This window comes from Chroococcidiopsis sp. SAG 2025 (genome assembly GCF_032860985.1).
GTDB lineage: Bacteria > Cyanobacteriota > Cyanobacteriia > Cyanobacteriales > Chroococcidiopsidaceae > Chroococcidiopsis.
This window is the reverse complement of the sequence record NZ_JAOCNC010000001.1, coordinates 3,551,482-3,577,657: the sequence shown is the minus strand read 5'-3', so window position 1 is coordinate 3,577,657 and position 26,176 is coordinate 3,551,482. Positions and strand designations below refer to the sequence as shown.

At 45.2% G+C, this 26,176-nt stretch carries 16 protein-coding genes and 6 pseudogenes; 4 read left to right on the top strand and 18 right to left on the bottom strand.

The window, feature by feature from the left end; genetic code table 11:
* Positions 1–117 precede the first annotated feature (117 nt).
* The 3 genes from N4J56_RS17345 to N4J56_RS17335 form a co-directional block, all read right to left on the bottom strand.
* Positions 118–336, bottom strand: a complete 219-nt coding sequence (locus N4J56_RS17345; RefSeq protein ID WP_039717169.1) for a hypothetical protein — start codon at positions 334–336, stop codon at positions 118–120.
* Between the two features lie 38 nt (positions 337–374).
* The gene (locus N4J56_RS17340; protein WP_317107561.1) at positions 375–986 is read right to left on the bottom strand and encodes an AraC family transcriptional regulator; all 612 of its coding nucleotides are present in this window, start codon (positions 984–986) and stop codon (positions 375–377) included.
* Positions 987–1,119: 133 nt separating this feature from the next.
* Positions 1,120–1,695: a hypothetical protein gene (locus N4J56_RS17335; protein ID WP_317110659.1), complete on the bottom strand. Its 576-nt coding sequence runs from the start codon at positions 1,693–1,695 to the stop codon at positions 1,120–1,122.
* Between the two features lie 860 nt (positions 1,696–2,555).
* On the opposite strand from N4J56_RS17335, the gene N4J56_RS17330 reads away from it, so the two are divergent.
* Both N4J56_RS17330 and N4J56_RS17325 read left to right on the top strand, forming a co-directional pair.
* Positions 2,556–3,590: a hypothetical protein gene (locus tag N4J56_RS17330; RefSeq protein WP_317107560.1), complete on the top strand. Its 1,035-nt coding sequence runs from the start codon at positions 2,556–2,558 to the stop codon at positions 3,588–3,590.
* 97 nt (positions 3,591–3,687) lie between these two features.
* Positions 3,688–3,864 carry a hypothetical protein gene (locus tag N4J56_RS17325; protein WP_317107559.1) on the top strand — a complete coding sequence of 59 codons (177 nt, stop codon included), beginning with the start codon at positions 3,688–3,690 and terminating at the stop codon, positions 3,862–3,864.
* Between the two features lie 284 nt (positions 3,865–4,148).
* Here N4J56_RS17325 and N4J56_RS17315 read toward each other — a convergent pair.
* From N4J56_RS17315 to hppD, 11 genes and pseudogenes are all read right to left on the bottom strand, one after another.
* Positions 4,149–5,885: pseudogene (locus N4J56_RS17315) on the bottom strand (WD40 repeat domain-containing protein); the annotation flags it as partial.
* Positions 5,886–5,891: 6 nt separating this feature from the next.
* Positions 5,892–6,954, bottom strand: a pseudogene (locus N4J56_RS17310) (IS630 family transposase).
* Positions 6,955–7,019: 65 nt separating this feature from the next.
* Positions 7,020–8,840 (bottom strand): annotated as a pseudogene (locus N4J56_RS17305) (NB-ARC domain-containing protein); the annotation flags it as partial.
* A 282-nt stretch (positions 8,841–9,122) separates the two neighbouring features.
* Positions 9,123–12,741: pseudogene (locus tag N4J56_RS41085) on the bottom strand (NB-ARC domain-containing protein).
* 446 nt (positions 12,742–13,187) lie between these two features.
* On the bottom strand, positions 13,188–14,159 hold the full coding sequence (locus tag N4J56_RS17285; protein ID WP_317107554.1) for a D-glycerate dehydrogenase: 972 nt from the start codon (positions 14,157–14,159) through the stop codon (positions 13,188–13,190).
* 14 nt (positions 14,160–14,173) lie between these two features.
* On the bottom strand, positions 14,174–16,372 hold the full coding sequence (locus N4J56_RS17280; protein WP_317107553.1) for an AMP-binding protein: 2,199 nt from the start codon (positions 16,370–16,372) through the stop codon (positions 14,174–14,176).
* Between the two features lie 18 nt (positions 16,373–16,390).
* Entirely contained in the window at positions 16,391–17,263 is an 873-nt protein-coding gene (locus N4J56_RS17275; RefSeq protein ID WP_317107552.1) for a geranylgeranylglycerol-phosphate geranylgeranyltransferase, read from the bottom strand.
* A complete protein-coding gene (locus N4J56_RS17270; RefSeq protein ID WP_317107551.1) occupies positions 17,256–17,381 on the bottom strand; it encodes a hypothetical protein in 126 nt (41 codons plus the stop codon). The genes N4J56_RS17275 and N4J56_RS17270 overlap by 8 nt, the downstream gene beginning before the upstream one ends.
* 27 nt (positions 17,382–17,408) lie before the next feature.
* Positions 17,409–18,314 carry a hypothetical protein gene (locus N4J56_RS17265; RefSeq protein WP_317107550.1) on the bottom strand — a complete coding sequence of 302 codons (906 nt, stop codon included), beginning with the start codon at positions 18,312–18,314 and terminating at the stop codon, positions 17,409–17,411.
* A gap of 173 nt (positions 18,315–18,487) precedes the next feature.
* Positions 18,488–19,648 carry a homogentisate 1,2-dioxygenase gene (locus tag N4J56_RS17260; RefSeq protein WP_317107549.1) on the bottom strand — a complete coding sequence of 387 codons (1,161 nt, stop codon included), beginning with the start codon at positions 19,646–19,648 and terminating at the stop codon, positions 18,488–18,490.
* Between the two features lie 4 nt (positions 19,649–19,652).
* The gene (gene hppD, locus N4J56_RS17255) at positions 19,653–20,759 is read right to left on the bottom strand and encodes a 4-hydroxyphenylpyruvate dioxygenase (protein ID WP_317107548.1); all 1,107 of its coding nucleotides are present in this window, start codon (positions 20,757–20,759) and stop codon (positions 19,653–19,655) included.
* Between the two features lie 676 nt (positions 20,760–21,435).
* Here hppD and N4J56_RS17250 point away from each other — a divergent pair.
* Both N4J56_RS17250 and N4J56_RS17245 read left to right on the top strand, forming a co-directional pair.
* Positions 21,436–21,793 (top strand): annotated as a pseudogene (locus N4J56_RS17250) (IS1 family transposase); the annotation flags it as partial.
* Positions 21,794–21,877: 84 nt separating this feature from the next.
* Positions 21,878–22,174 (top strand): annotated as a pseudogene (locus N4J56_RS17245) (AI-2E family transporter); the annotation flags it as partial.
* A gap of 137 nt (positions 22,175–22,311) precedes the next feature.
* On the opposite strand, the gene N4J56_RS17240 reads toward N4J56_RS17245, so the two are convergent.
* From N4J56_RS17240 to N4J56_RS17225, 4 genes are all read right to left on the bottom strand, one after another.
* Positions 22,312–23,883 (bottom strand): Na+/H+ antiporter, encoded by a 1,572-nt coding sequence (locus tag N4J56_RS17240; protein ID WP_317107546.1) that lies wholly within the window; start codon positions 23,881–23,883, stop codon positions 22,312–22,314.
* Positions 23,884–23,971: 88 nt separating this feature from the next.
* Positions 23,972–24,853, bottom strand: coding sequence for a DUF2382 domain-containing protein (locus N4J56_RS17235; protein WP_317107545.1), 882 nt, complete (start codon positions 24,851–24,853; stop codon positions 23,972–23,974).
* 311 nt (positions 24,854–25,164) lie between these two features.
* The gene (locus N4J56_RS17230; RefSeq protein WP_317107544.1) at positions 25,165–25,560 is read right to left on the bottom strand and encodes a RidA family protein; all 396 of its coding nucleotides are present in this window, start codon (positions 25,558–25,560) and stop codon (positions 25,165–25,167) included.
* Between the two features lie 154 nt (positions 25,561–25,714).
* On the bottom strand, positions 25,715–26,152 hold the full coding sequence (locus tag N4J56_RS17225) for an NUDIX domain-containing protein (RefSeq protein ID WP_410500522.1): 438 nt from the start codon (positions 26,150–26,152) through the stop codon (positions 25,715–25,717).
* Positions 26,153–26,176: the final 24 nt, after the last annotated feature.

Genomic DNA, 26,176 nt, shown 5'->3' with positions numbered 1-26,176 from the left:
CTTTGTATTAGTTTATGTCTCTCTAAATACAAATACAAGGGCTAAACTTTGGGGACAAGTCTGCTATCTTTTTTCTGGTTCTCAATTGAAGTGAAGACTAGCAGATTTATTCCGTCTCTACTTGCTAAAAGTTCCAGTTAGTTTCTTTAACTGAAGATATGCTTCTTCTGGAGTCAGAGCAGCAGATTCCTTTTCGTTAGGGATATAGAATTCCCAACTATCTGGAAAGTGGCGGACGACAAAACTTGGAATTAACCCTAACTTAATTGCCTTTTTTGCTAATTCTTCTGCTTGTTCTGCCAGAGTAATTTCATCGTGAAATAGATGTTGGTTCATGATTTGAATAACCCCCAATAAATAGCATCTACAAGTTTCTACAGAAAAGCCTCATTCAAGTTCTCTTGACCAATTGTTATATTCTGATACAGAATCTCAACAATCTCTTGTATACAAACCTGTAGTCTTTGAGCTTCTACAGCAGTTATAGTTTTGGCTCTTTGCTCAATCAGATTGCTTGGCTTTTCCTCTTTCAGGTCTACTTGCAAAAGTGGAACGCTCCTACCTTGATATTTTCTCCGCCAAGCCTGTGGAGTCAATCCGTGGAACCGGAGAAATAAGCGACTGAAATGCCGTCTATCAAAATAACCTACTGCTTCAGCAATCTGCTCTACTGAATGACCGGTTTCAAGTAATAGACAGCGTGCTTCTGCCATGCGGCGTTCCACAATCCAGCTCAGCACAGTTTTTCCAGTTTCCCGCCGCACCAGGTCAGTCAGGTACGCCGGAGAACGACCAACTGCTTCAGCCACCTCTCGCAGACTAATTGAATCACAATAGCGTGCTTCGATAAATTCAAAAACTTTACTCAAAAGAGGATGAGACTGAAGCAAGAACTTTTGAAATCCCACCATTCTAGCATTTTCAATCAGCGAATCTATATCAATAGTGTGGAATTCTTGGCTCTCAAGTAAGCGATTAGAGTTCATAAAATCACACCCATTACTTTAAGAAACTGCAACTTTCTTCTTGGCTTTTCCTACACTCAATCGAATTTGGAATTTTTTCACTCCTCATTACTTAAAAACAATGCTTTGAGTTAGCTTTTCGTCCGAATAACTACTAAGTTTCTGGTTCGCGTCTGAGCCAGTATAAAAATTCATTTGGTGCATAAACATCGCGAGAAAAATCTAGATGCGCGCTTTTTAAATAGCAGCCGCCTCGGTGTCCGCGTCGTAGTATAGTCTCATTACCTTTAGCAATTGTTTCATTGATCTCGTTATCTATACAGCACCATTCCGTATAGACGACTTCATCATGGAACATCACAATGGGCCAACTCATCGTGACACCTGGCTGAGCGGTAATTGCCCACCAATGTTCTTCTCTATGCTTTACTGCGGTTCTGCCGTAAAAAGGTCCGTCCGCACAAAGGTATACCAGTCCATCAGTGTACTCCCTTGCTAAAATATCACCCCGCCCTTGTCGCCAGGCTTCACAATGCGTAGACCACCAATCTTTGTTTTCTCGTTTTATTTGTACTAGGCTATAGTTTGTGGTAATTTGAGGAAGTGCCTCCTCGCGCAGAGATATGTATGCTTCTGCGTCGTTGAGTAGCTTTACCGCTAACTCGTTGGAAATCAAATCTGGCTTGGAATAATCTGTAAGCAAATCTCTGTAGTAATTGAACCGCTGCATCACCTAAAAACCTCTACTATGTAAAAAGGAGTAGAAGCTGAATTGTGTTGGAATCGTCAATCCTTTGGTTGACTGTAGAGTTTGATGTCTGCGTGGAAATTATTGCCAGTGACTACCAATGTGCTACTTGGATCGGCTTTTAGCAAGTAAAGATAAAAAAGATAAGCAAAAAATCGAAATTTCTATGAAAACCTTTGGCTGGAAGTTGCTCTAACTTCCATTGGAAAAGGATTTCAGTAATTAGCTGCTATAAACGCTAGAATTGGCTAACGTTCTTAAATTTAGTTTTTTATCGACGATCGAGGAATTACTTATATTGCTTGCTTAACTTATGGCGATCGCATAGCTGTGACTGAAGCGTTAGTGTATCCTATGTTGCGATCGCCACAGTAAAATAATCATACCTTATCACTAATATTTGACAAACTAAACTGGTGTTATCTACTCACCCTCGTGAATTTTATAAAGTTTTAAAATTTAAGCAAGTTAAGCCGACAATCTAAAACTTAAGAATGTTAAGAAATTATAAAAATTTGTCTTTTCGTACACTTTTGGAAAGCTGAAACTATTTCCAGCTTTAGCTTTAAGCTACTGTTGACATCCACAAATTCAAGTTTTTTTCTTAACTTTGTTATCTTTGCTTGGAAAATTATCTTGAAGCTAGCAAACTGAAATTCATAACGCCTCTCTCGATAGACGCATTCGAGAAGGCAGGGCGAAATCGACAGAAGTAGCACTACGTATCTTGTCCTCACGATCGCAAATAAATCTGCTATTTAGAGATGAGGAAAGTCGTCCAATACTTTTTGATGCACGATTAAAGCTGTTTGTCAACCTTTATTGGAGCTAGTTCGCTAACAATGAACGCTAAACATCAAACCGAGGAAGTGCAAATGACCGAACAGTTTGAGGCTGGCGAACAAACATCTGAGATTTCTATACCATCGCCAAGTGACATGACTTCTTTCAAGAGTGCTGAATCAGCGGGTTTTGTAGCTGATACAACAGTGGTGAAAACTGCTAGCTGCTCTTGGCAGTATACATCTAATAGTAGCCAGCCTAATAGTAACCAACAATCTGCAACTGATGATGCATCGACGGGTTTTGTGGCTGATGCAGCAGTGGTGAAGACTGCTAAACGCACTTGGGCGCATCAACCTAGTTCTGCAAAGCAAGGCATTATCTTCAGTGAAAAGTCAGTTGACGCAAGCAACAAAGCTAAAACTCAAAAGCAGTTGGATGGAGCAATAGCGTTAGCTTGGAGTCGGGTGAAGACTCGCCGCAGACCACCTGCTTTGACCCGCGCACGTTGGGTATGGCGATTGGCAGGTTCTTATCATCTAACCTACTCTACGCCAGAACTGATGGAGACAGCTGCTTGGCGCTTCGCTTCAGCTGGACGCATGGTTTTAGCTCAGTGGGCTGCACAAAAAGCCAGTGAGGAAGCGGGTCACGACCGACTCGCCCTGCTCGATATCCAGTCTATGGGATATAAGGCTGAGGCTGTGGTGAAAGAACTTGTTCCCCCAGCAGCAGCAACTTTGGTAGATTATTTCACTCGAAGCGTACAGGCAAGAGATCCGATTGGTTGTGTTGGTTATTCCTATACAATGGAGCGTTTAGCTATGGGAATCAAAGAAGATTACATCCAAAGGGTAGAGGCTTTGCTGCCACCTAATACCCATGCTACTCGTTGCTTGCGGGTACATAGTGGTGTTGGTAATGATGTCGGACACGTAGACGAGACAGTAGAGATGATGACTGAGCTTACATCTGATGAGCGTGTCCAGGTGGCAAAAGCTTGCTACGAGACTGCACTGCTGTGTTTCAGTCCACCCAGTCAAGATTACATATCAGAGGAGGAACTAGCGCATGTGTTGAAAGCATTAGAGTAAACAAGCACTGATGAAATCTGATTGTCAGCTATTCGCGTATAAACAAAACTTGTCCGCAACACTCTCAACAAAACTACTCAATTACAAGGAGAAAATCATGGCAACTTTAACAGCTACAGCGATCGATCGGCAATCTTTGGATTGTGATTATGATACAAGCAGCCTGACTGAGAGCATCTTCAAATCTTCGGATGACATGGAGTTTGATATGGAAAGCATTTTGATTAAAGCATTTGAGCAAGGATTACCAACGGACATTCTCGCCAATGTTTGATAGCTTCCGCCGATCTATTCCTTTTCCTGGAGCAGGCTTAGTTAACAATATCTATCTCTGAATAGGTTGTTACGCTCAGTTGTAGGATGGGTAGAGAGAGCTTTACCCATCCTAACTTTATATAGTTCACATGACAATTTCCTAGTGACAAATCTTGCACCTTGCTGTTTCAACGGCAAGAGCAATAGCGAGTACATAAGCAAAACCTAACGAGCGTAGGTTACAAAACTGCTGATTTTTGTTCATTGTGCTGACTTAGTTTGTCTAGGCATGAACTACATTTATCAAATATTTTTATTAACTGCCCCCAGCGCTTTGAGCGTCGTCACAGTCACTTGGGTCAAGCCTGTAACCTCCGTTATGTTCATGCGTTCGTAGAGTTTCTCAGATCTGAGAGTTTTTACACACTCACCTGTTTTTACATCCCATAGTCTAATTGTCTCATCCTCACTACCGCTAGCCAGAGTTTGATTATCTCGACTCCATGCAACTGACCAGACCCACGCCGTATGTCCTGGCAAAGTCTTGAGGCATTCACCAGTGCTGACATCCCAGAGTTTGAGCGTGCAATCTTGACTACTACTAGCTAGCGTTTGGCTGTCTGGACTAAAAGCAACTAGTTGCAACCAACCCTTATCTACCTGTAAAATTCTTTTACATTCACCAGTGCTGACACTCCATAACCTTAACGTTTGATCCGAACTGGTACTTGCTAGCAATTCACTATTCGGACTAAAAGCAACTGACCAAACCCAACTCGTATGCCCTTCTAACGTTTTGAGGCAATTACCAGTGTCGATATCCCACAACTTGAGTGTCTGGTCTAAAGCACCACTTGCTAGCATTCTCCCACACGGACTAAAAGCAACTGACCAAATTGCAGCATGATGTCCCTGGAACGTTCTTAAGGCTTGACCAGTGCTGACATCCCACAACTTTATTTTTCGATCCTCGCTGCTACTTGCCAACATCTGACTGTTAGGACTCCATGCAATTGACCAGATTGCAGCCCCATGTCCTTGGCAAGTTTTCAAGGTTTGACCAGTGCCGACATCCCACAACCGAACCGAGGAGTCATGACTGCCACTTGCTAGTTTTTGACGGTCAGGACTCCATGCAACTGACTGTACAGCAGCCCGGTGTCCTTGAAAAATTTTCAGAGTTTGACCAGTGCTGACATTCCACAGCCGAATCTCAGAGTTCTGACTGCCACTAGCTACGGTCTGCCCATTAGGACTGAAGGCAACCGAGAGTGTTTGATTGGTATACCCTTGGAAGGTTTTGCAGCAAAGACCCGTGCTAACACTCCATAGCTTTACTGTTTGGTCGCGGCTGCCACTTGCTAGGAGATCGCCTTGCGGACTGAAGGCAACTGAAGATACCCAACTAGAATGTCCCTGAAAGGTTTGAAGGCATTCACCGTTGCTGATATCCCATAACCTGACTGTTTGATCGTGGCTACCACTGACTAGAAGATCGCCTTGCGGATTAAAAGCAACCGACCATACTCCATTAACATGTCCCTGGAAAGTTTTGAGGCATTTACCACTGCCGAGATCCCATAACTTTACTGTGCGATCTTCACTGCCACTCGCCAGTGTTTGTCCACCAGGACTAAATGTAACCGATCTGATTGGATTAGCGTGTCCCTCAAAAGTTTTGAAACATTGACTGGTATTAATATTCCACAGCTTGATTGTGTTGTCAGCACAGCCACTGGCTAACACCTTTCCATCAGGACTGAAGACAGTAGAAAGCACATAATTCGCATGTCCCTGGAAGATTTTAAGGCATTTACCATTGCGGACGCTCCACAACCGAATTGAGGAGTCGTCGCTACCACTGGCTAAGATGTTACCATCTGGACTCCATGCAACTGACCACACCTCATTCTCATGTCCCTCCAAGGTTTGAACGCATTGACCTGTAGCAATTTCCCATAACTTGACCTTGTAGTCAACACTACCACTAGCAAGGGTACTGCCATCAGGACTAAAAGCAAGTGATGTAACCCAGTTAGTAAGTAGCTAGGCAGATTTAAACATAAAACGTTCCAGTGTCCATCCCCCTTGTTGACTTCGATTCTCCATGCCCTCAATCATGGCATTCGCTAAATCATACTCGTTATCAAAAATCCTTCCGGCTATTTCATGGGTTTTGAGTTGATGCCACTGCGCTTCAATCAGATTCATATGTGAACTGTATTGGGGGAGAAAAAAGAGATATAGCCCTTTCGACTGCCACTGCTGCCAGTGCTCACGGGCAAGATGACTGGTATGAGCCGAACCATTATCTTGCACCACGACTGTGAGCCGTCCGGTTTGTAGCAATGTCTGCTCACTCTTTTGGGCAAGGAGCGTTCATCACTTTAACATAGCGTTCCTTGTGGAAACTGCCTTGTACCAGAGCATAGTCAAACGACTGCTCTGGTTGCCATATCCCTAGAATACTAATGCGGTCTCCATAGGATTTGACCTGCTCTTCGGTGTTTCTGCTCTCCAATGCGAGAGTAACTATAACTGACTGGACTTTCCAGACAACATCCCGATTCGTCAAGATACTTCAGGTCAATGTACCCTTCACAGGCAGCTAGTTGGAGTGTGTCTAAGTCGGCTTGCTTGAGTGCTTTGTACTCAGGATCTTGTCTGCCCCGTTGCGAGTGTCGAGTCCGCTTCCAACTAAAGCCCTTTTTTTTAGAATGCGGCGAATCCGGTCAGCACTTAGGTTTACCTGTCGTTCTTGCTCTAGCTTCTGGGCTAGCTGTTGACTATTATAGGTTCTGGCTTCTTGCTCTAGGCATTGTTCTAGGTAGGCCATGTCTGCTTCTTGCCATTTGGCTTTAGCTCCTCGTCCACTAGCATCCCATAATCCACCTAACCCTTGCTGCTGCCAACGGCGGATGGTTTCGCGCACTGTCTGCTCTTGGCACTCAAAAATTTCGGCAATCGCTGGCACTACCCATCCTTGAGCATTGAGTCGAAGCATTTGTGCTCGATCTCGGGTACGTTGAGCAACGGTTTTGGCAACCCGAAGTTCACTCAACGTCCGGTCTTCTGACTCTGTCAAAACGATACGTAAAGGAGCAGGCATGAGTGGTCAAAATCAGCAAGTTTTTGGCTTTTCTCTATCTTACGTTTAATTATGCCCTACTACTTATGTGCTTGACAGGTGAGGACTGGTTTGCCATCTGCAACTTGGTACAAGCGAATTTCGCCATTGCTATCACCCATTGCCAATAGTTTACCATCAGGGCTAAAAGCTACTGATAAAACACCACCGAAGGTTTCAGCAAAACTAGATTTAGCTAAATCGGCACTTTGAAAATTGACATCATGCAATTTTACCCTCCGTAAATCTGCTTGCCAAACACATAGATGAGAAAAATCATAACCGCTTAGATCGGTTTCCAGATGACAAAGTAGATTGAGAATATTTCCTGCTGCATACCCTGGTTCTAACGGAGAGCGCTCTTGCAGCGTTACTCTAATTTTATTTAGCTGCTTTTCTAGACTCTTTTTTGTTCTCAAGATACTCAACAGGCGATCGCTAAGTGGTTTGAGAATTAAGCGAATTTGAGTATCCTTAACATAGTCTTTGCCTTGAGCCTTTATCAAGGCATGGGAATTGAACAGAGTAATTTTTTCACTACAAATCTCCAAACAAACCTGAGCCACCAATCGCTCAGTCACATATTCCATGACTACGGGCTGGAGGGTGAAAAGCGCCTCAGTTTTTTCAATTAAACTTCGCCGTGACAAAGATTCTACAGCTTCTATAAATTTTGCTGGCGATACTAGCGTGACAAAATCCGATCGCAATTCCGACAGTGCAACTGGTTCCCGATTAATCGCCAGCCAGTAGACGATCGCCTGTTCTAAATCTATTAACCGCTCAAACTGCTGTTCTAAAAGTTCGTGAATATCGCCAAAAACTACGGTACTGTGTTTCAAAAACTCCGAAACATTACCATCAAAGACATCTTGAATCGTCGTCGCCACTATTTTTAATGCTAAAGCATTGCCTGCATAGCGATCGACCAGTACTTCTAATTCTTCGCTTGCTCCAGAAACCCCCTTGATTTTAAAGATTTTCTCCCCATCCGTCGCCTTCAGACCATTCAATGGCAGCGATCGCACGAGCAATCCTTTGCCTTCAAGCGGGACTAAATCTTTAGGTTTTTCCCGACTTGTCAACAGCAAGCAGCTATTGTGGGGAGTTTCTCCCACTCTTTTTAACAGTTCTCCATAACCTTCGTATCCTTCCTGATATTGTCCGGCTCGACTACCACTACACAAAATCGACTCGGCATTGTCGAGAATCAACAGACAACGGGACGATCGCAAGTAGAAAAGCAATCGCGATATTCTCTCACCAATGCTTTCTGGCAAATCTATTTCTTGTTCATCAGATACAAATTGGATCGCTTGAGCCAAAACAGTCTCGACAGGTGGCGCGTCTCGTAGCGAAATCCACCGAACGTATTCAAACCGATCCTGAATTTGTGTTGCCAGCTTGACAGCCAGAGAAGTTTTACCAATTCCCCCCATGCCCAATAATGCTACCACTCGGCAGCGATCTTCGAGTATCCATTGCTCCAACTTGGCAATTTCTTCTATACGCCCGTAGAATACTGAAACGCAAATTGCTTCTTTGAGATCTTGTCGCTTAGGAGTAACCTGAGCTTCTAGCGGCTCCTCCAAATTTTGATTTGGGTTAGCATAGTCGCTTTTTTGTAACTCCAGGTTAAATGACATAAATAAGCTGACAAGCGTGCGCTTGTCAACTGCTTCTTTACAACTCACTACCCTTCCCAGAGTGACAGTCGTTAAACCCGTGCGATCGCTTAATTCTTCCAGCGTGAACTTGTTGCCAGCCTTCTCCAGTATTTCTAAAGCGAGTTTTGCTTGCTGAAACTTTTGCCATCCTTCACGAGTGAGAATAACACCTCGACTGCGTTTTGGTTTTAGCAAGTCCATAGACGAATCAAGTGTTTTTTTATACTCTTAGCCCTACTGGAATTTGCTGCTGTTTGGTTAGATTTAGACGAGTTGCATCCAGAAAAATTTCCGAAACTCGATGCTGATAGGTCTATTTGCACCAAGGTTCGGATTTTTAGAGACTTTTTCTCAATAATTCTAATGTATTTTTTGATAAAAATCTATTTATAGGTGGTAGACAAATTTGGGTTTTTAAGTAGAGCAAAGATTAACCAGGGAGGCAAGTGCCGAGTTATCCATGCTTCACTCATCCCCTAGTGACTATTCTTCTGGATGCTCAACTGCGCCTAAAGCTTTTAAAGAGGCGATCGCTGCTACTGTTAAACCTGTAACGCCAGTAACATTCATGCCTTCGTAAGGCTTTTTACTTCTAAGAGTTCTGATGCACTCACCAGTCGAAATATCCCACAGCTTAACTGTCTCGTCTTCGCTACTACTAGCCAGAATTTTACCTTGAGGGCAGAAAGCAACTGACCGAATCCAGTGAGTGTGTCCCTGAAAAGTTTTGACACACTCACCAGTGCTAACATTCCATAATTTTACAGTTGCGTCAGTGCTACCACTAGCCAACAGATTTGGGCTATCTCGACTGTTTGCCGCTGGTGCTTGCCTAGAGCAGGCAACTGATGTTACCCAACCTGTATGTCCCTCTAGAATTTTGAGACACTGACCAGTGCTAACATCCCATAATCTCACGGTTTTATCTTTACTGCCACTAGCCAAGATTCCCTCTTCGCCCCCCTTTTCAAGGGGGGTTGGGGGATCGGCAAGAAAATTACTGACAATACCCAACCCGCGTGACCTTGGAGAATCTTGTCGCATTCGCCAGTGTTACAATCCCACAACCATAATTTTTGGTCATCACAGCCAGTGGCTAAGATTTTACCTTGAGGACTAAAGGCAACAGACCACACTCCATGAGTATGTTCCAAAACATTCACGCATTGTCCCATGCTAAGATTCCATAGCCGTACTGTGCGATCGTCACTACCACTAGCTAAAACGTTTCCTTGAGGATTGAAGGTAATTGATTTTACCCGACTAGCATGACCTTCCAAAGTTTGGCAGCAAAGCCCATTGCTGGTATTCCAAATTTTTACTGTCCGATCGTCACAACCACTAGCAAAAGTTTGTCCATCGGGACTAAAGGTAACTGTTCTGATCCAACTCGTATGTCCTTGCAAAGCTTTGCGACATTGACCAGTGCTGGTATCCCACAGCTTTACCTTCTGGTTATTGTCGCTAGTTGCTATAGTTTTACCATCGGGACTAAAGACTACCGACCATACACCGTCATGATATCCTCGTGCAGTTCTCAAGGCTTCTCCAGTGCTAACATCCCATAACATAGCTGTTTGACCGTCACAGCTACTGGCTAGAGTGTTACCATCGGGACTAAAAGTAGTTGACTGAATTGCTCCAGTATGTCCTGACAAAACTTTGATACACTCACCAGTGACAGCACGCCACAATCTAATGGTGCGATCGCTACTACTACTAGCAAGAATTTGTCCATCTGGGCTATAGCATACTGACAACACCCAACCCGTATGTCCGTGCAAGGTTTGGCAACATTTCCCAGTACTAAGATCCCAAATTTTCACCGTGCAATCGTCACAACCACTAGCAAAAGTTTGTCCATCAGGACAGAAAGCAACTGTGCGGATACAATCAGTATGCCCCTGTAAAGTTTGCACAATTCGACCAGTGTTGACATCCCAACAGCGAATCGTGCGATCTCTGCCACCACTGACCAAGATATGACCTTGAGGACTAAATGTGACTGAAAACACCCAGTCAGTATGTCCTTGCATTGTCCTAATACATTCACCAGTGCTGGTATCCCACAACTTTACCGTGCGATCGTCGCTACTACTAGCGATCGCATGACCTTGAGGACTAAATGCTACTGAATGTATTCTTGCAGAATGCCCTTGCCAAGTTCTTAGACATTCACCAGTGCTAATATTCCATAATCTTAAAGTTTGGTCAGTACTAACACTACCAATGATTTTGCGATCGGGACAAAAGGCGATCGCTTGTACCCAATTTGTATGTCCTTGCAAGGTCAAAATTTGTTCGCCATCGACAAATTCTCGCCATAAGCAAATATCACCTCTAGCGTCACTTATAGCCAAAACTTTACCATCGTAACTAAAGGCGATCGCGGAAATATTACTAAAGGATTGAGTAAATATAGATTTGGACAGATCGGCGTAGGCAAAATTTACATTGTGTAAGGTGCGTTGGGTAGATCGGCTTGCCAAATATTCAGATGAGAAAAGTCATAATTAGTTAAATCTGTCTGGAGATAACAAAGTAGATTGAGCAGATTGCCCGCTGTATATCCCGCTTCATGTGGAGACTCTATTCTTAACTTAGCTAAAAGTTGAGATAGCCGTTGCTTAATCTGACTTTTGGTTCTAAAAACAGTCAGTAGTTCTTCTAGAATTGGCTCGATCAAACAGCTAATTTGAACAGCTTTTACTCGCTCTTGACTCTGTACTTTTAATAAAGCTATCTTTCTAAGAATGACACTCTTTTGATTGACTATTTCTTCACAAATCAATCCTATCAATTGAGCCGTCACATACTCCATGACTACAGGCTGGAGGGTGAAAAGCGCCGCACTTTTCTCAACCAGCGATCGCCTCCTTAACGACTCCAAAGCCTCTAACAAGTTTGTCAGTGTTAATTGAGAAAAAATATCATTTTGCAATTGCAAGATCGAGACTGGCTCTCGATTGATGACCAGCCAATATATTAACTCTTTCTCTATATCTGATAACCGTTCAACTTGCTGTTCTAAGAGTTCGCGTAGTTCGCCAAATACTGTAGTACTTTGTTGTAAGAATTCTAATATATTACCATTAAAAATATCTCCAATAGTCGTAGCAACAATCTTCAAAGCTAATGGATTGCCCGCGTAGCGATCGGCTAATGTTTGCCATTCTTTGTCAGAACCGGAGATTCCTTTGAGGCGAAAGATTTTTTCTACTTCTAGCTTACTTAAACCACTCAGTTGTAGCGATCGAACAGGTAGTGCTTCTCCTTCTAATAAGGCTAATTCTTTAGGTTTTTCCCTACTAGTAAGCAGCACGCAGCTTTGATGGGGAACTTCTCCCAACCGTTTGAAAAGCTGACCGTAATCTTCACATCCCTGACAGTAGCGCCCAGTTTGAACGCCACATTGCATAATTGTTTCAGTGTTATCGAGTAATAGTAGACATCTGTATTTTTGTAAATAATCGATCAGTTGCGACAATCTCCGACTATTATTGTCTGGCAAAGCGGTTTCAACCTGCTGCTCGTTGGAGAAAAATTGCAGCAAGCTATCGAGAAGATCTTTGAGTGATGGAGCATTGGACAAAGATCTCCAAAGAAAAAACTCGAAATTATCCTTAACTTGTTCTGCTAACTTAGCAGCTAGAGTAGATTTACCAATGCCTCCCACACCCAACAGCGTTACGACTCGGCAACGACTTTCGATAATCCATTGCTCTAACGTAGCGAGTTCTGCCGTGCGTCCGTAGAATATGGATACATCAATAACATCCCCCCAGTCTTGATGTCTAAATGCGATCGCGCATTCTGGTTGCTTTGCATCTAGGCTAGGCTGTGAATAGTCACTTGTATTCAGATCTAAGTTAAATGCTGCGAATAAATTAATTAGGGTTCGCTTGTCAACCCCTTCTTCACGAGTTAGTATTTTGGCGAGGGTAGCAGTTGTTAATTGAGTGCGTCCGCTTAATTCTTCTAGTGTAAATTTTTCCCCATACTTTTCATGAAACTCTAACTCTAGTTTTGCGTTCTGAAACTTTTGCCATCCTTCACGAGTTAAAACGATCCCTCGCTTACGCCTTAGCTTGTTTAAGTTCATTAGAACAGCGGGTTTTTAAGAAATGTATCATTCTTCTGCCGATGACATAATATCTGCCGATCGCGGAGGTTTGCAACCGAATTCAAGATGTATCTTCGATCGCATCAGTTTAAATTTTGCAATCCACCTAAAGGTATAAAATTACAGCAAAATCTAATTTTACGTGCAACTACTGCAAGCAGTTAAGTAATAAAATTGACTGAGTTAAGATGATTCCAACTAACAATCTGCACTTGTAAAAAGGATTTTTGCTATAAAAACTAGGACATTTCAATGAATTGTAGATCGAATTGCATTCAGCACTCACCCTGAAGCGATCGGCAATAAACTTAACTTAAGATACACATCTCCCCTCGATCGATCTAATCCAGCCAGTCACGCATAATTTTTCCTCAGACGAAAAGACCAATCGGACTGTCCAAATGCTGTCTTTTTTCTGGCGATCGCTATTGATAGACTTCAGGATTAACGCAATGCGGCAGACGATCGCCCCTAAGTCCAGCAATGAGATTGGCGATCGCCATGCTTGCCATTTTTTCTCGTGTCGGACGGCTGGCGCTAGCAATATGAGGTGTAATTATCAGGTTATCCAACGTCAGCAACAAACTTTGAGGCGGAATAGGTTCTGGATCGGTAACATCCAGGGCTGCGGCAGCGATTTGACGCTCCTTCAGTGCTTGATACAAAGCCTCTGAGTCTACAATTTGTCCTCGTGCCGTGTTAATTAAAATTGCCGATCGCTTCATCCGCTGGAATTGCGACTGGCTAAAAAGATGATTAGTATCTTCAGTCAAGGGAGCGTGAATCGTCACAAAATCTGACTCTTGCAGTAGGCGATCGAATGTCACGCACTCTGCACCGAGAGACTGTTCTATTTCCGAACGCTGTCGATCTGCATACAAAATTCGCATGTCAAACCCTTTGGCACGGCGAGCTACGGCTTGACCGATCCGCCCTAAACCGACAATACCTAGAGTGGCTCCAGCAATATTCGCTCCTAGCAACAAGTCCGGTTCCCAAGTCTGCCATTGATTTGCACGCACGAATCGATCTGCCTCCACAACTCGCCGCGCTGCTGCCATCAACAACGACCAGGTAAAGTCTGCGGTGGCATCGGTCAAAACATCAGGCGTGTGACCTACGGGAAGATGTCTGGCAGTCGCAGTTGGGATATCAATGTTATCGTAGCCAACTGCCATTTGGCTGATGACCTTGAGTGACGTTCCTGCCTCGATCGCCTGTCGGTCGATCCGGTCGGTAAGCAGGCACAGCAAGCCATCGATCGCACCGATCTTTTCCAGTAACACGTCGTCAGGAGGTGGTTGGCGCTCCGACCAAACTTCGACATCAGCAATTTGGTCAAGTCGATCTAAGGCGATCGGCAGGCGACGAGTCACAAAAACTTTGAATTTGGACATACTTTAAAGTATAGTTACGTTGCTGCTGAAATTAAAGATTGCCACCGATCGCGCAATGCACGGCGCATCACTTTATTTGAGGCAGTACGAGGTAAAGCATCAACAATCGCCAAATCGTAAATCTTGAACAGGGGATTGAGCTGCGAAGCGATCGCCTTTTGTAACTGGGTTTTGAGCGTTGCTTTGTCCTGCTGTCGATCTGGTGCAACCACCGCAAAAATGACCAACTGGCTAGGACCTCCTTCTGGAGGAGATGCAGCGATCGCGGCAGTTTGATAAATTCCAGATACATAATTGAGGACTTGCTCGATTTCAGCCGCGCTAACCTTGATGCCTCCCAAGTTCATCGTGTCGTCAACGCGACCGCAAGCGCGATAGTACCCATTGGGCAAGCATTCGATCCAATCTCCATGACGGCGCAGGGAGAGTAGGGGCGGGTTTTCTGGGGAATTGATTGGTTGATTCACGAATTGGTCTGGTAAACCCGCCCTGACAGCAGACGGGAGTAGGGGCGGGTTTTCTGGGGAATTGATTGGTTGATTCACGAATTGGTCTGGTAAACCCGCCCTGACAGCAGACGGAAGAGAGGGAGTATCGGCGAAATAGACGTGGTGATGGTCTTTGTTGAGTAATGTGGTAGAAAGTCCGATGGAAGGGGGGATAATAAACAACTCGCCTTTGTTGGTAGGGCGATCGCCTGCGTCGAGAATAATAAAATCTAATCCTAATGCAGGGGTTGTGAAAGTTGCAGGAGCCGCAGGCTGTACCAGCGTACCAGTGATATAAGCTCCACCAATCTCAGTCCCACCACAGTATTCGATAATCGGCTTATATCCTGCTAGGGACATCAAAAACAGCATATCCTGTGGATTGGAACATTCGCCCGTCGAGCTGAATGCTTTAATCGCACTCCAATCAAGCCCTTGCATACAAACAGTTGTTTTCCAAATGCTGACTAGACTTGGTACTACCCCCAACATATTCACCCGTGCCGCTTGAATAAATTGACCGAATCCTCTCTCGGTGGGTGCGTCGTAGTAGAGAGCAATAGTTGCCTGATTAATTAAACTGGCATAAATCAGCCAAGGTCCCATCATCCAGCCTAGATTGGTTGACCAGGCTACGACATCTCCAGGGTGAATATCTTGGTGCAAGTGTCCGTCAACTGCACATTTGAGCGGTGTTGTTTGAGTCCAAGGAATAGCTTTGGGTTCTCCTGTAGTGCCAGAGGAAAATAAGATATTAGTATAAGCTTCCGGTGCGGTGGCTACGGCATCGAATCGTTCGTTTGAGCTGAGAAATTCCTGCCAAGCTAAATCGCTAGAACGCAGTGTTCCAGACACGGAAGTATCGAGCGACAGCACGACTGCTTTAGGGGCATCGGCATCAACAATTTTGCTATAAAGGGGTAACTGCTTGCTAGCGCGCTGAATATAGTCTTTGGTAAAAATTGCCTTTGCCTGAGTTATACGCAATCTAATGGCGATCTCGTTGGCAGCAAAACTATCGGCGATAGAAACCACCACGCAGCCAGCTTTAATAATTCCCAGGTAAATCGCTACAGATTCCGCAGTCATAGGCATGGCGATCGCGATCGCATCGCCAGGACGGAAGCCCCAGTCCACAAGCCCATTAGCAACTCGGTTGGTCAAGGCGTGCAGCTCTCCATAAGTCATGGTGGAAAGCAAACCGCCGTCCTGTTGAAAGACAATTGCGGGAGAATCTTCAGGCGCTTGAAAACAGCTCTCAACAATGTTAAAACGAGCATTTACCAGCCATTGAGGAAATTCTACCCCACGCGAAAGATCGACAATTTGAGTGTACTTCTGCCGGAAACGAATACCCAATCGTTGGATCGTCATCTCCCAGAACCGATCGCGATTCTGCACCGACCAAGCATGAAATTCTCGATAGGAGGCAATTTGCAACTGATGCATTAAAGCAGCGATATTGGTAGACTCAATTTCTTCTTGAGAGGGAAACCAAGCTGGAGCAGGTTTCTGGGATGCGTCCCAGTCGGAGAAGGTAGTTTCGTAAAGGAGTTCGTGCAATGCAATGGGGCAATCGGGCTTGAGGATGTGACGAGTTAGCTGCTGCCAGCACTCCATGGCAGGTAAGGCAGCCAGCCACCGCTCGACTTGCGGTAGAATTGCGATCGCCGTCTCTCGCTCGACCCCACAGTTAACTATTTGCTCCAACGATAATTGCTTCACCGTTCACCTCCTGCCTTCTCAGGCAGTACCTAACAGGGCGATGACTCCAAATGCCGTACCTAAACGCTCCCAGAAGTTAAATCTTTGGTAAGCGTTCTCGCTACGTTGCTGTTGGTAGTGCGCCAGCGCTATTCCCAGACTCAATAATGCGATCGCCGAGAACGTGGCAAATAACAGGGGACGTGCCATCGATAAGAGGCGAAGCGCCACAGGTATAGAACCCATCAACACCCCCAGCAAACCCCAAGCGACCGCGAAAGCCGCTCGGTTTCCCCACTGGGTGGCAACTGTAACAATCCCTTGAATCCGATCGCCTTCCGCATCATGCACGTCCCAGACAATTTCTTTAGCCAAGGCATAGCAGAATAAAAACCCCATTGGATAAAGCATTGCCAATGGTCGGCAGGCAACCAAACTGCCCAGAAAAATCAAAGCCGCAATAGTCGCGGCTACAATTAGATTGCCAAAAATACCATTATATGCTAACAAATGCGAGTAATTCCAAAGCAAAACAGTACTGACAGCAACTAAGACAAAGGGAGACAAACCTAAAGGGATAGCAGCGATCGCGGCACAGCCAAACAGAATTGCCGCAGCCCACCAAGCTTGTTGCAACGAAAGCCGACCGGAAGGCAAAGGGCGCTCGGGATGATTGATGCGGTCTTTAGCTAAATCCCAGTAGTCATTGATGCCGCAAGCGGCAGAGGTCATGCAGACTAAGATAGTTGCCGTCAGCAGGTATTGCGGTAGTGGAGCTGTAGGATTGAGAGTGTAGATTGTGGCACAGCCCGCTCCAGAGGCAAGAATACCAGCTGGCAGCCGAAAAAGCTGGGCAAAGGCTCGGATCGAGCTTATCGTGCCAATATTGGGAAAGAAAGATATGCTAGCCATAAATTAAAAGTTGTAAGTCGTGTAGGGGCGGGTTTTTAAAGCAGACTCGTACTAAAATCGAGAGTTCTGCGGATAAACCCGCCCGTACCGGAGTCGGGAATGGTGCATAGTACGCCATAAATTATCGATCCCTACTCCCTACTCCCTACTCCCTGCTCCCTATATTCAGTCCGTCCCAAAAGACAGCGATCGCATCGAGAATTTCTCGACCACCTTGGATAAATTTGGCGCGATCGAAGTCTGGTTTGAAATAAACTTCCTCCAGTTCCTCCAGCGTGTGTCCGGCGTGTTGTGCTTCGACGCGGTTGTGCCAGGTGAAAAATGCGAGGCGCAAGTGCAAGTGTCGCGTTTGCTTGATGCGCGTCAAGCCATCTTCTAGTTCTTGCCAAAAGCCAGCCGCCGCCCAGTTTTCGACTGCAAAACTAGCACCCTCAGCGATCTGCGGATCGGCGCTACCGTAGAGGCGGATTAATTCATCGCAGAAGTGCAAAGTTGTAGGACTACCATGCTTGCGCTTACCAATGTCGGCATAGCTCAGACCTAACCCCTCAGCAACACCAACTAGCCACTCAAAATGAGCTGCTTGAAAACGGCAAATTCCACCGTCTACTGTACCCTCAGTGCTGACCAGTTCAGGATCGCCTTCGCGGTCTTTTTCGTCACTCTGGACAATGCGGCTAGCAACTGCTCCTAGCTTGCGATAGATTACGCCTAGCTCGTTGAGCAAAATTTCTCGGCTAGCACGCGATTGTTGCAACGTCGGTGAGTTAATGACTTTTTGTAAGGCTGCAATTAGAAATTGGTTAGAAAAAACTGAAAACTGTTTAATAAAGTAGACTAGCTCCTCGTCGGTAGCCCTACCCTCGCGAAACCAACGAGTATAGGCGTTATTAGTAATGATGCGGTGCTGCATGAATTCGCGATCGACTTCGACCAGAAAATCTCTAAACTCGTCTACTCGATCCTGAGTCAGTTCGCCTTGGCGCAAGCGTTCCTCAATCCGCGAAGAAATAGTTAATCTACTTGAAGATGTTGTCAAAAGAGAAGTCATAATCTATTATTCCTAACGGTAATGGAGCTTTTGAGTAGAGGGGACAAGGAGGACGAGGGGGAACTCGCTCTTCCCCGCGACCGTTCGGCGAAGCCGTTCCCGAAGGGTAGGGAGTGGGGATTAGGGGGCGAAGGGGGACAAGGAAGCAGTGACGAATGACCAATGACCAATGACTAATGACTAACCCAACTATATGAATAGTCTTTGTCCTCAAATTTAAGAGCGTGCTGTGTCAACTTCAGCGGACGAAAGGTATCGATCATCACAGCGAGTTCATCAGTCCGTTCTTTTCCAATTGACCCCTCGTACATACCTGGGTGAGGACCGTGGGGAATACCCCTGGGATGAACGGTTATCGATGCCCGTTCAATTCCTTTACGTGACATAAATTTTCCTTCTGCGTAGTAAATCACCTCATCTGAATCGACGTTGGAATGGTTGTATGGAGCCGGAATTGCTAAAGGGTGATAATCAAACAGACGCGGTACGAAGGAACACAAAACAAATCCGGGGGCTTCAAATGTTTGATGCACTGGAGGCGGTTGGTGAACCCGACCTGTAATTGGCTCAAAGTCTTCGATGTTGAAGGCAAAGGGCCAAAGATGCCCATCCCATCCCACAACGTCTAAGGGATGATGGTGATAGAGGTAGCTGGTAATCTGGTTTCCGGCTTTGACTCGAACCTCAAATTCTCCTTCCTCGTCATGGATAATTAGCTGCCCTGGCGGGCGAATATCGCGCTCGCAGTAGGGGGAGTGTTCGAGAAATTGACCGTAGCGATTGAGATAACGCGCTGGTGGCTCGATGTGTCCGTAAGCTTCTACAACCAACATGCGCTGCTCGACTGCGGCATCAGGGAGAATACGCCAAAGAACTCCCGTGGGAATCACCAAGTAATCGCCAGGTCGGTAGAAGAGATTGCCAAACTGAGTTTCTAGTACGCCGCTCCCGTCATGGATGAAAATGACTTCATCGCCGCAGGCGAACCGATACCAATACTGCATAGGTCGTGTCGGGCAAGCGACTGATATACATATGTCTGCATTTGCCATCAAGGGGATGCGCGATTCCACAGCATCGCCTTTCGCTGACATATTTGCCGTGCGTAGGTGGCGGTGATGCAAGGGGCTTTGGTCTTCGTAGGGAATTTCTACGTTGCCCTCGATCCAAATTTTCTGTATTTGCGTGGGTGGATGCAGGTGGTAGAGCAAAGATTGCACGCCTGAGAAGCCACGAAGCCCGATCGATTCTTCATGATACAGAGAGCCATCTAGTTGACGAAATTGAGTGTGTCGTTTGTGGGGAATGTTCCCCAAATAGTAGTAGTAAGTCATGGTTTCACACCGTTGCGATCGCCAAATTGCCTCTCAACGTTTGCTCGCGTTCGATCGCGACAAACAAGGATTTGAAATTCCCCTCACCGAAGCCTTGCGCTCCGTGTCGCTCAATGACCTCAAAGAACAGCGTCGGTCGGTCTTGTACTGGCTGGGTGAAGATTTGTAATAAATACCCATCTTCTTCTCGATCTACTAAGATGCCTAACTCGGCTAGCCGCTCGATTGGCTCGTCGATTTTTCCTACTCGCTCCTCTAAGTTTTCGTAATACGTTTTTGGTGTCGATAGAAACTCAACTCCTGCTGCCCGCATCTGAGTGACTGTCTCGACGATGCTGTCGGTCGCGCAGGCAACGTGTTGAATTCCGGCTCCGTGATAATATTCCAAGTACTCTTCAATTTGAGATTTGCCCTTGCCTAAAGCTGGTTCGTTAATGGGTAATTTAATCGTACCCGTGCTGTCCTGCATTACCTTGGACATTAAGGCTGAGTACTCAGTAGAAATAGAGCGATCGTCAAAATGTATTAATAGGTTAAAGCCCATCGTCTCAGCAAAAAACCGCGTCCACCTCTCCATTGCCCCTAGTTCTACATTTGCAACTACGTGGTCGATGGTTTTCAATCCCACTCCTTTGCGGTTGGCATGTAGATTCCGAGGTTCAAAACCAGGAGCAAAAACACCTGTATAACTGCTGCGATCGACGAACTCGATTAAGGTATCGCCATAAGCATGAATCGCACTGTAGCGTAACACTCCATACTCATCTCGTGCTTCTGTTGGGGCGATCGCTCCCACCGCACCTCGTTTAGTTGTTTCCTGATAGGCGCTAACAACATCAGGGACTTCTAAAGCAATAATGGCAATTCCGTCGCCGTGTTTGAGTACGCTTTTGGAGATGGGATGTTCTGGATGCAGTCCCGTACTCAAAACAAAGCGAATATCTCCTTGCTCTAGTACGTATGAGGCAGTGGCGCGGCTATTAGTTTCCAGTCCTCGATAGGCAGCGATCGTGAATCCAAAACACTTGGAATAAAACAGTGCTGCCTGCCTTGCGTTCCCAACATAGAACTCAAGGTGGTCGAATCGCTGAATCGGGCAAAAATCACTCATTTGGATTTCTCCTGTGAAGAAGCTTGTCCAATTGCCCAACCTGCAACTGAATTTCATCAGACAATTGGAGCGATTTAAACGCAGACACTTCTAACTCTTTATTTGCGTTACCGAGTCAGCACAATTTGGCACGAACGCTACCGCACTACCTTTTGCCTCACACTTCTATAAAACTGTCGCTGCCCAGGAGCTGAAGCTGTCTTTTAAATTGATATTTGAGTTGTTGTTAACCAAAAGACTCTACTAAGATTATAAAACTTATTTTTTAGCTCCATCTAGCACGAATTGTGAACTAGTAAACTTGGTTTGGTGTACGTAGTTTACTTATCTATCTTTAGATGTAACCGAGAAGTCTATCCAGAGAGATAGAGTAACCAAGAATCGCATGGACGATATAAATCGACAACTGTTGTCTCTCCTACAAAAAAACAGTTGCATAACGAGTGCCGAATTAGCCTATTAAGTCAATTTCTCAACACCAGGGTTGCACATAAGAATGAAAAAGTGGCGAGCTGTAAATTATTCGTCGATCGGGCAGTTTGAGTGAGGAACTATAATTTTGATGCGATTTAAACTTCTCCTTCACTCGGTAAAGCTTTTGTTGCAATGAAAACCGTATGAGGACTGTGGGTAGTGATATGCAAGTAGTGTTGATAGTAAGAAAAACGAGGTTTAGGTCTGGCTAACAATTGAGCGAGATTCTCGGATAATTGTTGGTTGCTTTATCGGAGATAGAACTCGAAAATCTGCTCACAAATTATAGGCTTCTTTCACCCCTGTTTATCAGCAATGTGCTGTCGCTTATACGGATTTTTGGCAAGCTTACAACACAGTTATTCCCCCTGAACGCGATCGCTCTGTTGGTAAAAAACAGGTCAAACTAATCATATTGAACGATTAAATAATACGTTAAGACAACGGATTTCAAGGGCTGGTAAGAGCAAGTCTATCATTCTCCAAAAAGCTCAACAATCACAAGGAGAGCGATTTGGTACTTCGTTCATGGCTACAATGCAGAGCTAGCAAGGGCTTGAGCCTCACCACTACTTGCATATCAATACCATATTGTGGATATTTTGTCAAAGCGATCGCTCTAATTTATTGCTTGTGACTCAAACTTGAGTGTATTTTTGCCAGCAACGATCGCTTTTCTGGATGCACCCTGGAAAGCTCTCGCTGTTGTAGTTTTGTATATTGTGATTCAGAATGTTGAAAGTTATTGGTTAACTCCAACCGTGATGGCTCATCAAGTGGCGCTGCTACCTGCGGTAACGCTGACGGCACAAATTTTCTTCACTACCTTTTTTGGAGCTTTAGGGTTGCTAATGGCACTCCCCCTCGCAGTGGTTGCTAAAACCTGGATTGAAGAAACTTTGTTTAAAGATATTCTGGATCGGTGGCAGCATTCTTCTTAATAGCCCCAAGTTTGGGCGAATAGAATTCGCAGCTATACAGACAAAACCAGACGAGCGCAGGTTCAAACGCATTTAATTTCCTAAGTCCACGCAGGCGGACTTCGCTTGTGTAGTCGCGATTTCTAATCGCCAAATACTCAATCGCTCTGCCCATCTCCAGTGTGCAACACTTCTGGGAGAAACGGTGACAGTTCTCGATTCAATCGTCCGGCTTTGACAAATTCCGCATATGTATTCGCCTCCGTTGCTAGCAGTTCGGAGCGTAATTGTTCGGCACTAAAGTTTTTCAGGTCGGGGTACTGGCTTTGCAGTTGCTCGATTTCTGTTTGCAAATCCTCAATTGAGCCTTCGATCAGCGCTTCTTGGTAGCGATAAAACTCTGGATCGATACCTGGGCGCTGGTCTGCCTGTAACTGTTTTAGCACGCGATCGAGGGCAACCCGTCGTGCTAAAAATTCCATATATTGCTCTTGTTGGGGGCGAGCGCCTAATAAATTTAGCTTTTGCAGCAAAGATTTAATTGTCAATCCTTGAAACAGCAAGGTAAATAACACTACCCCAAACACCGTAGCAATAATTTTATCTCGCTCTGGTAGAGCAGCAGATACGCTCAATGCTAGAGCAATAGAGACGGAACCGCGCAATCCACCCCAGCAAAGTACGGTTTGGTCTGGTAAGGGGATATTAGATTTGGTCGTGTAATTACTCAACTGGCTGAGAGTATAAATGGCGATCGCCCGCATGACAACAATCGCCCCCACCGTCACGGCAATAATTCCTAAATTCTCTCCCAATGTTGTAAAGTGAACCTGGTCGCCAATTAGCAGAAATACGATCGAGTTGACGAAAAACGCCAGAAACTCCCAAAACTCGCTAACAATAATTCGCGTGCGGGGATTCATACCGATGCGAGAGCCAAAGTTCCCTAAGATCAAGCCGCAAGTCACGACTCCAATCACCCCAGAACCGCCCAAATCTTCGGTAATTATGTAAGTGCCGTAAGCTGCAACCAGCGTTAAAGATTGTTCGACCAGCGGTAGATCGAATCTTTGCGTCAGATAGGAAATACCAAAACCAATTAAGCCTCCTACAGCAACACCAACGCCCACAACCACAAAAAACTGAACTAAAATTGGTTGAACTCCCAACTGGGTGTTTCCGAAAGACAGTGCTACTAAAAATTCAAACGCAACTACCGCCATTCCATCATTAAATAAGCTTTCGCCTTCCATTAAAGTTGTCAAGCGACTGCTGACACCCAACTCACGAAATACAGCCGTAACGGAAACCGGATCGGTGGCAGAGAGACTCGCGCCAATCAGCAACGCTGTCGTCAGCGGCAATGCGGCAAATTGATTTAAACTGAATGCTACGCCTGCAATTGATATAACTACACCGACTACGGCATAAAGGCAAATTGGCACGAGATTTTGCTTTAAGTCCGACCATTTCAAATTCCAAGCAGCTTCAAACAGCAGTGGGGGTAGAAAAATTGACAAAATCAGTCCAGGGGATAGTTCCACGAGGCGAACATCCACAAACGCCAATCCCAAACCGACAATGACTAGTAGTAAGGTGTAGGGAATTTGGCGAAACCAACTGAAGATTTGCGGTAGCGTTGCCACACCCAGAGATACTGCTAGGACTGACAAAAATTGCTTGATGTTTGTCTCAATTGCCGCCTCTGCGATCGCCGATTCGATTACCATGCGTCAATTTTTAGTCACTTCAAAAGTCAATCTTAGTCAGACTCTTGCCAGATGACGAGCATCTAGGGGTAGGACTTTCGTAAATGCTCTATTGGTGGTAGTTAGGATCGTTCTTATCTACAACCGGACGACCTGGAGCATCCAAATCTAGTTCTTCTCGCCGCACCGTTTCTTCGGCGTTGACCATTTCGCGATCGGTTTCCTTTCTAACTTTGACTTCTTCGCGTAAAACAGCTTCCTTACGAATGTCGGGAGTTTCTTCATAGATCTCCATACGTGCAGCTTCACCTTCGCGGAAGTTTGCTTCTCCTGGAGCAGCTGGTTTACCAGCATCATTTGGCGTGACGCGCTCGACCACGACTCGTTCTTTTTCTACTGGAACTGAAACTCTTTTTGTTTCAGTTTCAACGCGCTTGCCTACGGAAACTTCTCCGGCTTTACGACGGGTTTTATTCGCAATCAGCCTTTCTTCATACAGCTTGAGCGATTGACGATCTGGCTGGTTCATATCGTACAGATCTGGCTCTTGCTGATAGTTGTAAGTGCTGCGATCGGAATTAACTGTTTTTGCTGCTGAAGCTGTTGAACCTAATGCTGCTGATGATTCTAGCGGGCGATCGCGATAAACTCCCCGCACCCGTTCTTCATATGCGTCATCAATTTTCAGATCGTCGCTAAACGCTGGTAAATTTTCTGCTTGCTCTTTGGTAAAGCCAACTGCATAAACGTGTCGCTGGTTTTGGTCAATCCGAGAACGTCCCACTGGTAGTAATACTTGTTTACCAAAAATCCAAAAACCAGTGTCAACAACTAAATAACGAAAACGACCATCTTCATCGACCAAGATATTCTTGACAGTGCCTACTTTCTCATTATCCCTGTCTGAATAAACCTCATAATTTTTGATATCGTCGCCGTCAAAAGAATCTCGATAATTAGTATCAAAGTCCTCAAGTTTGTGAAGAGCCATATTAAGACCTTCCATTTAATTTGAACTTATTAACCAGACTAAAACTTTATCTAAATAATGTATCTTGCTAGCGACGGAGATAAAATGTTTTTACTGATACAATCACTCTGTCTTTTGATGTAGTTACGCCCAACAAATGACAATTTAATTAATAAACCAAATAGCTATCAATCTGCGATTGGATATAGGTTATTGTTTCAAACTGAGATAGAAAAAATAAAAGCTAGGCTCTAGTAATATAGAAAATTAATCGAGTGGTTTGACGTTGCTAAGCAATAGCTGAACGCGATCGCGCCACTCAAACCATGCAATTAAGCACCGATCGCCGCAATACACTCAATCTCTACCAACACATCTTTTGGCAACCGCGATACTTGCACGCAAGCACGCGCTGGGGCATTTGCTTCATCAAAATATTGAGCATAAACCGCATTCATCGCCGCAAAATCATTCATATCTTTTAAGAATACGGTTGTCTTCACCACATCCTGAAACTTTGCTCCTGCTGCGGCGAGAATTGCCTCTAAATTTGCCATCACTTGCTTTGTCTGGGCGGTGACATCCCCCGTACCGATAATTTCCCCACTCTGAGGATCGAGGGGAATTTGCCCAGCGACAAATACCATTTGTCCGCTAGCCGCGATCGCTTGATTATATGGTCCCACGGGTGCGGGTGCGGCATCGGTACGGATGATTTTGCGAGTCATAAGTAAGTCAAAAGTTAAAAGTCAAAAGTCAAAATGTCTGGGCTGATGATGCAAGTTAAATGCGTGACAGCCTAATTTGGCGTAAGGTTGGCTGTACTTGTAGAAGTTTGTTCGCCAAATATCACAGTAGAACAACAACTATGTTAAGTAAACCCTACTCACTCGCTAACAAGGGACGAATATTGTAATGACGGTAACGCCAATAATCGCGCAAGATGCGATCGTGGTCGAAACATAAGTTCGTAGGGACTTGCCACGATTCAAAAATGCCAACACCCTTAGCATCATCCCCAGCTCTGGGTTCGCCTGTCGCCGTAGCCATGAATACTACACTTAACGTATGCTGGCGCGGATCGCGGTTGGGATCGGAATAAACGTGGAACTGTTCGATTAATTCTACCTGCAAGCCAATTTCTTCTTCAGCTTCTCGACGTGCGGCTAGTTCTGCTAACTCTCCATAATCAATAAAACCGCCAGGGATCGCCCAACCGTAAGGAGGATTATGGCGCTCGATTAAGACGATCGGTCGCTGCGGTCGGTCAATTAATTCGATGATAATGTCAACTGTAGGAACGGGATTGCGGTAAGCCATAAACGAGGAGTGAGGGGCGAGGAG

Excerpts from the sequence above, each read along its gene's own strand:
- N4J56_RS17345 (WP_039717169.1), bottom strand. The coding sequence starts at position 336 with ATGAACCAACATCTATTTCACGATGAAATTACTCTGGCAGAACAAGCA.
- N4J56_RS17340 (WP_317107561.1), bottom strand. The coding sequence starts at position 986 with ATGAACTCTAATCGCTTACTTGAGAGCCAAGAATTCCACACTATTGAT.
- N4J56_RS17335 (WP_317110659.1), bottom strand. The coding sequence starts at position 1,695 with ATGCAGCGGTTCAATTACTACAGAGATTTGCTTACAGATTATTCCAAG.
- N4J56_RS17330 (WP_317107560.1), top strand. The coding sequence starts at position 2,556 with ATGAACGCTAAACATCAAACCGAGGAAGTGCAAATGACCGAACAGTTT.
- N4J56_RS17325 (WP_317107559.1), top strand. The coding sequence starts at position 3,688 with ATGGCAACTTTAACAGCTACAGCGATCGATCGGCAATCTTTGGATTGT.
- N4J56_RS17285 (WP_317107554.1), bottom strand. The coding sequence starts at position 14,159 with ATGTCCAAATTCAAAGTTTTTGTGACTCGTCGCCTGCCGATCGCCTTA.
- N4J56_RS17275 (WP_317107552.1), bottom strand. The coding sequence starts at position 17,263 with ATGGCTAGCATATCTTTCTTTCCCAATATTGGCACGATAAGCTCGATC.
- N4J56_RS17270 (WP_317107551.1), bottom strand. The coding sequence starts at position 17,381 with ATGGCGTACTATGCACCATTCCCGACTCCGGTACGGGCGGGTTTATCC.
- N4J56_RS17265 (WP_317107550.1), bottom strand. The coding sequence starts at position 18,314 with ATGACTTCTCTTTTGACAACATCTTCAAGTAGATTAACTATTTCTTCG.
- N4J56_RS17260 (WP_317107549.1), bottom strand. The coding sequence starts at position 19,648 with ATGACTTACTACTACTATTTGGGGAACATTCCCCACAAACGACACACT.
- hppD (WP_317107548.1), bottom strand. The coding sequence starts at position 20,759 with ATGAGTGATTTTTGCCCGATTCAGCGATTCGACCACCTTGAGTTCTAT.
- N4J56_RS17240 (WP_317107546.1), bottom strand. The coding sequence starts at position 23,883 with ATGGTAATCGAATCGGCGATCGCAGAGGCGGCAATTGAGACAAACATC.
- N4J56_RS17235 (WP_317107545.1), bottom strand. The coding sequence starts at position 24,853 with ATGGCTCTTCACAAACTTGAGGACTTTGATACTAATTATCGAGATTCT.
- N4J56_RS17230 (WP_317107544.1), bottom strand. The coding sequence starts at position 25,560 with ATGACTCGCAAAATCATCCGTACCGATGCCGCACCCGCACCCGTGGGA.
- N4J56_RS17225 (WP_410500522.1), bottom strand. The coding sequence starts at position 26,152 with ATGGCTTACCGCAATCCCGTTCCTACAGTTGACATTATCATCGAATTA.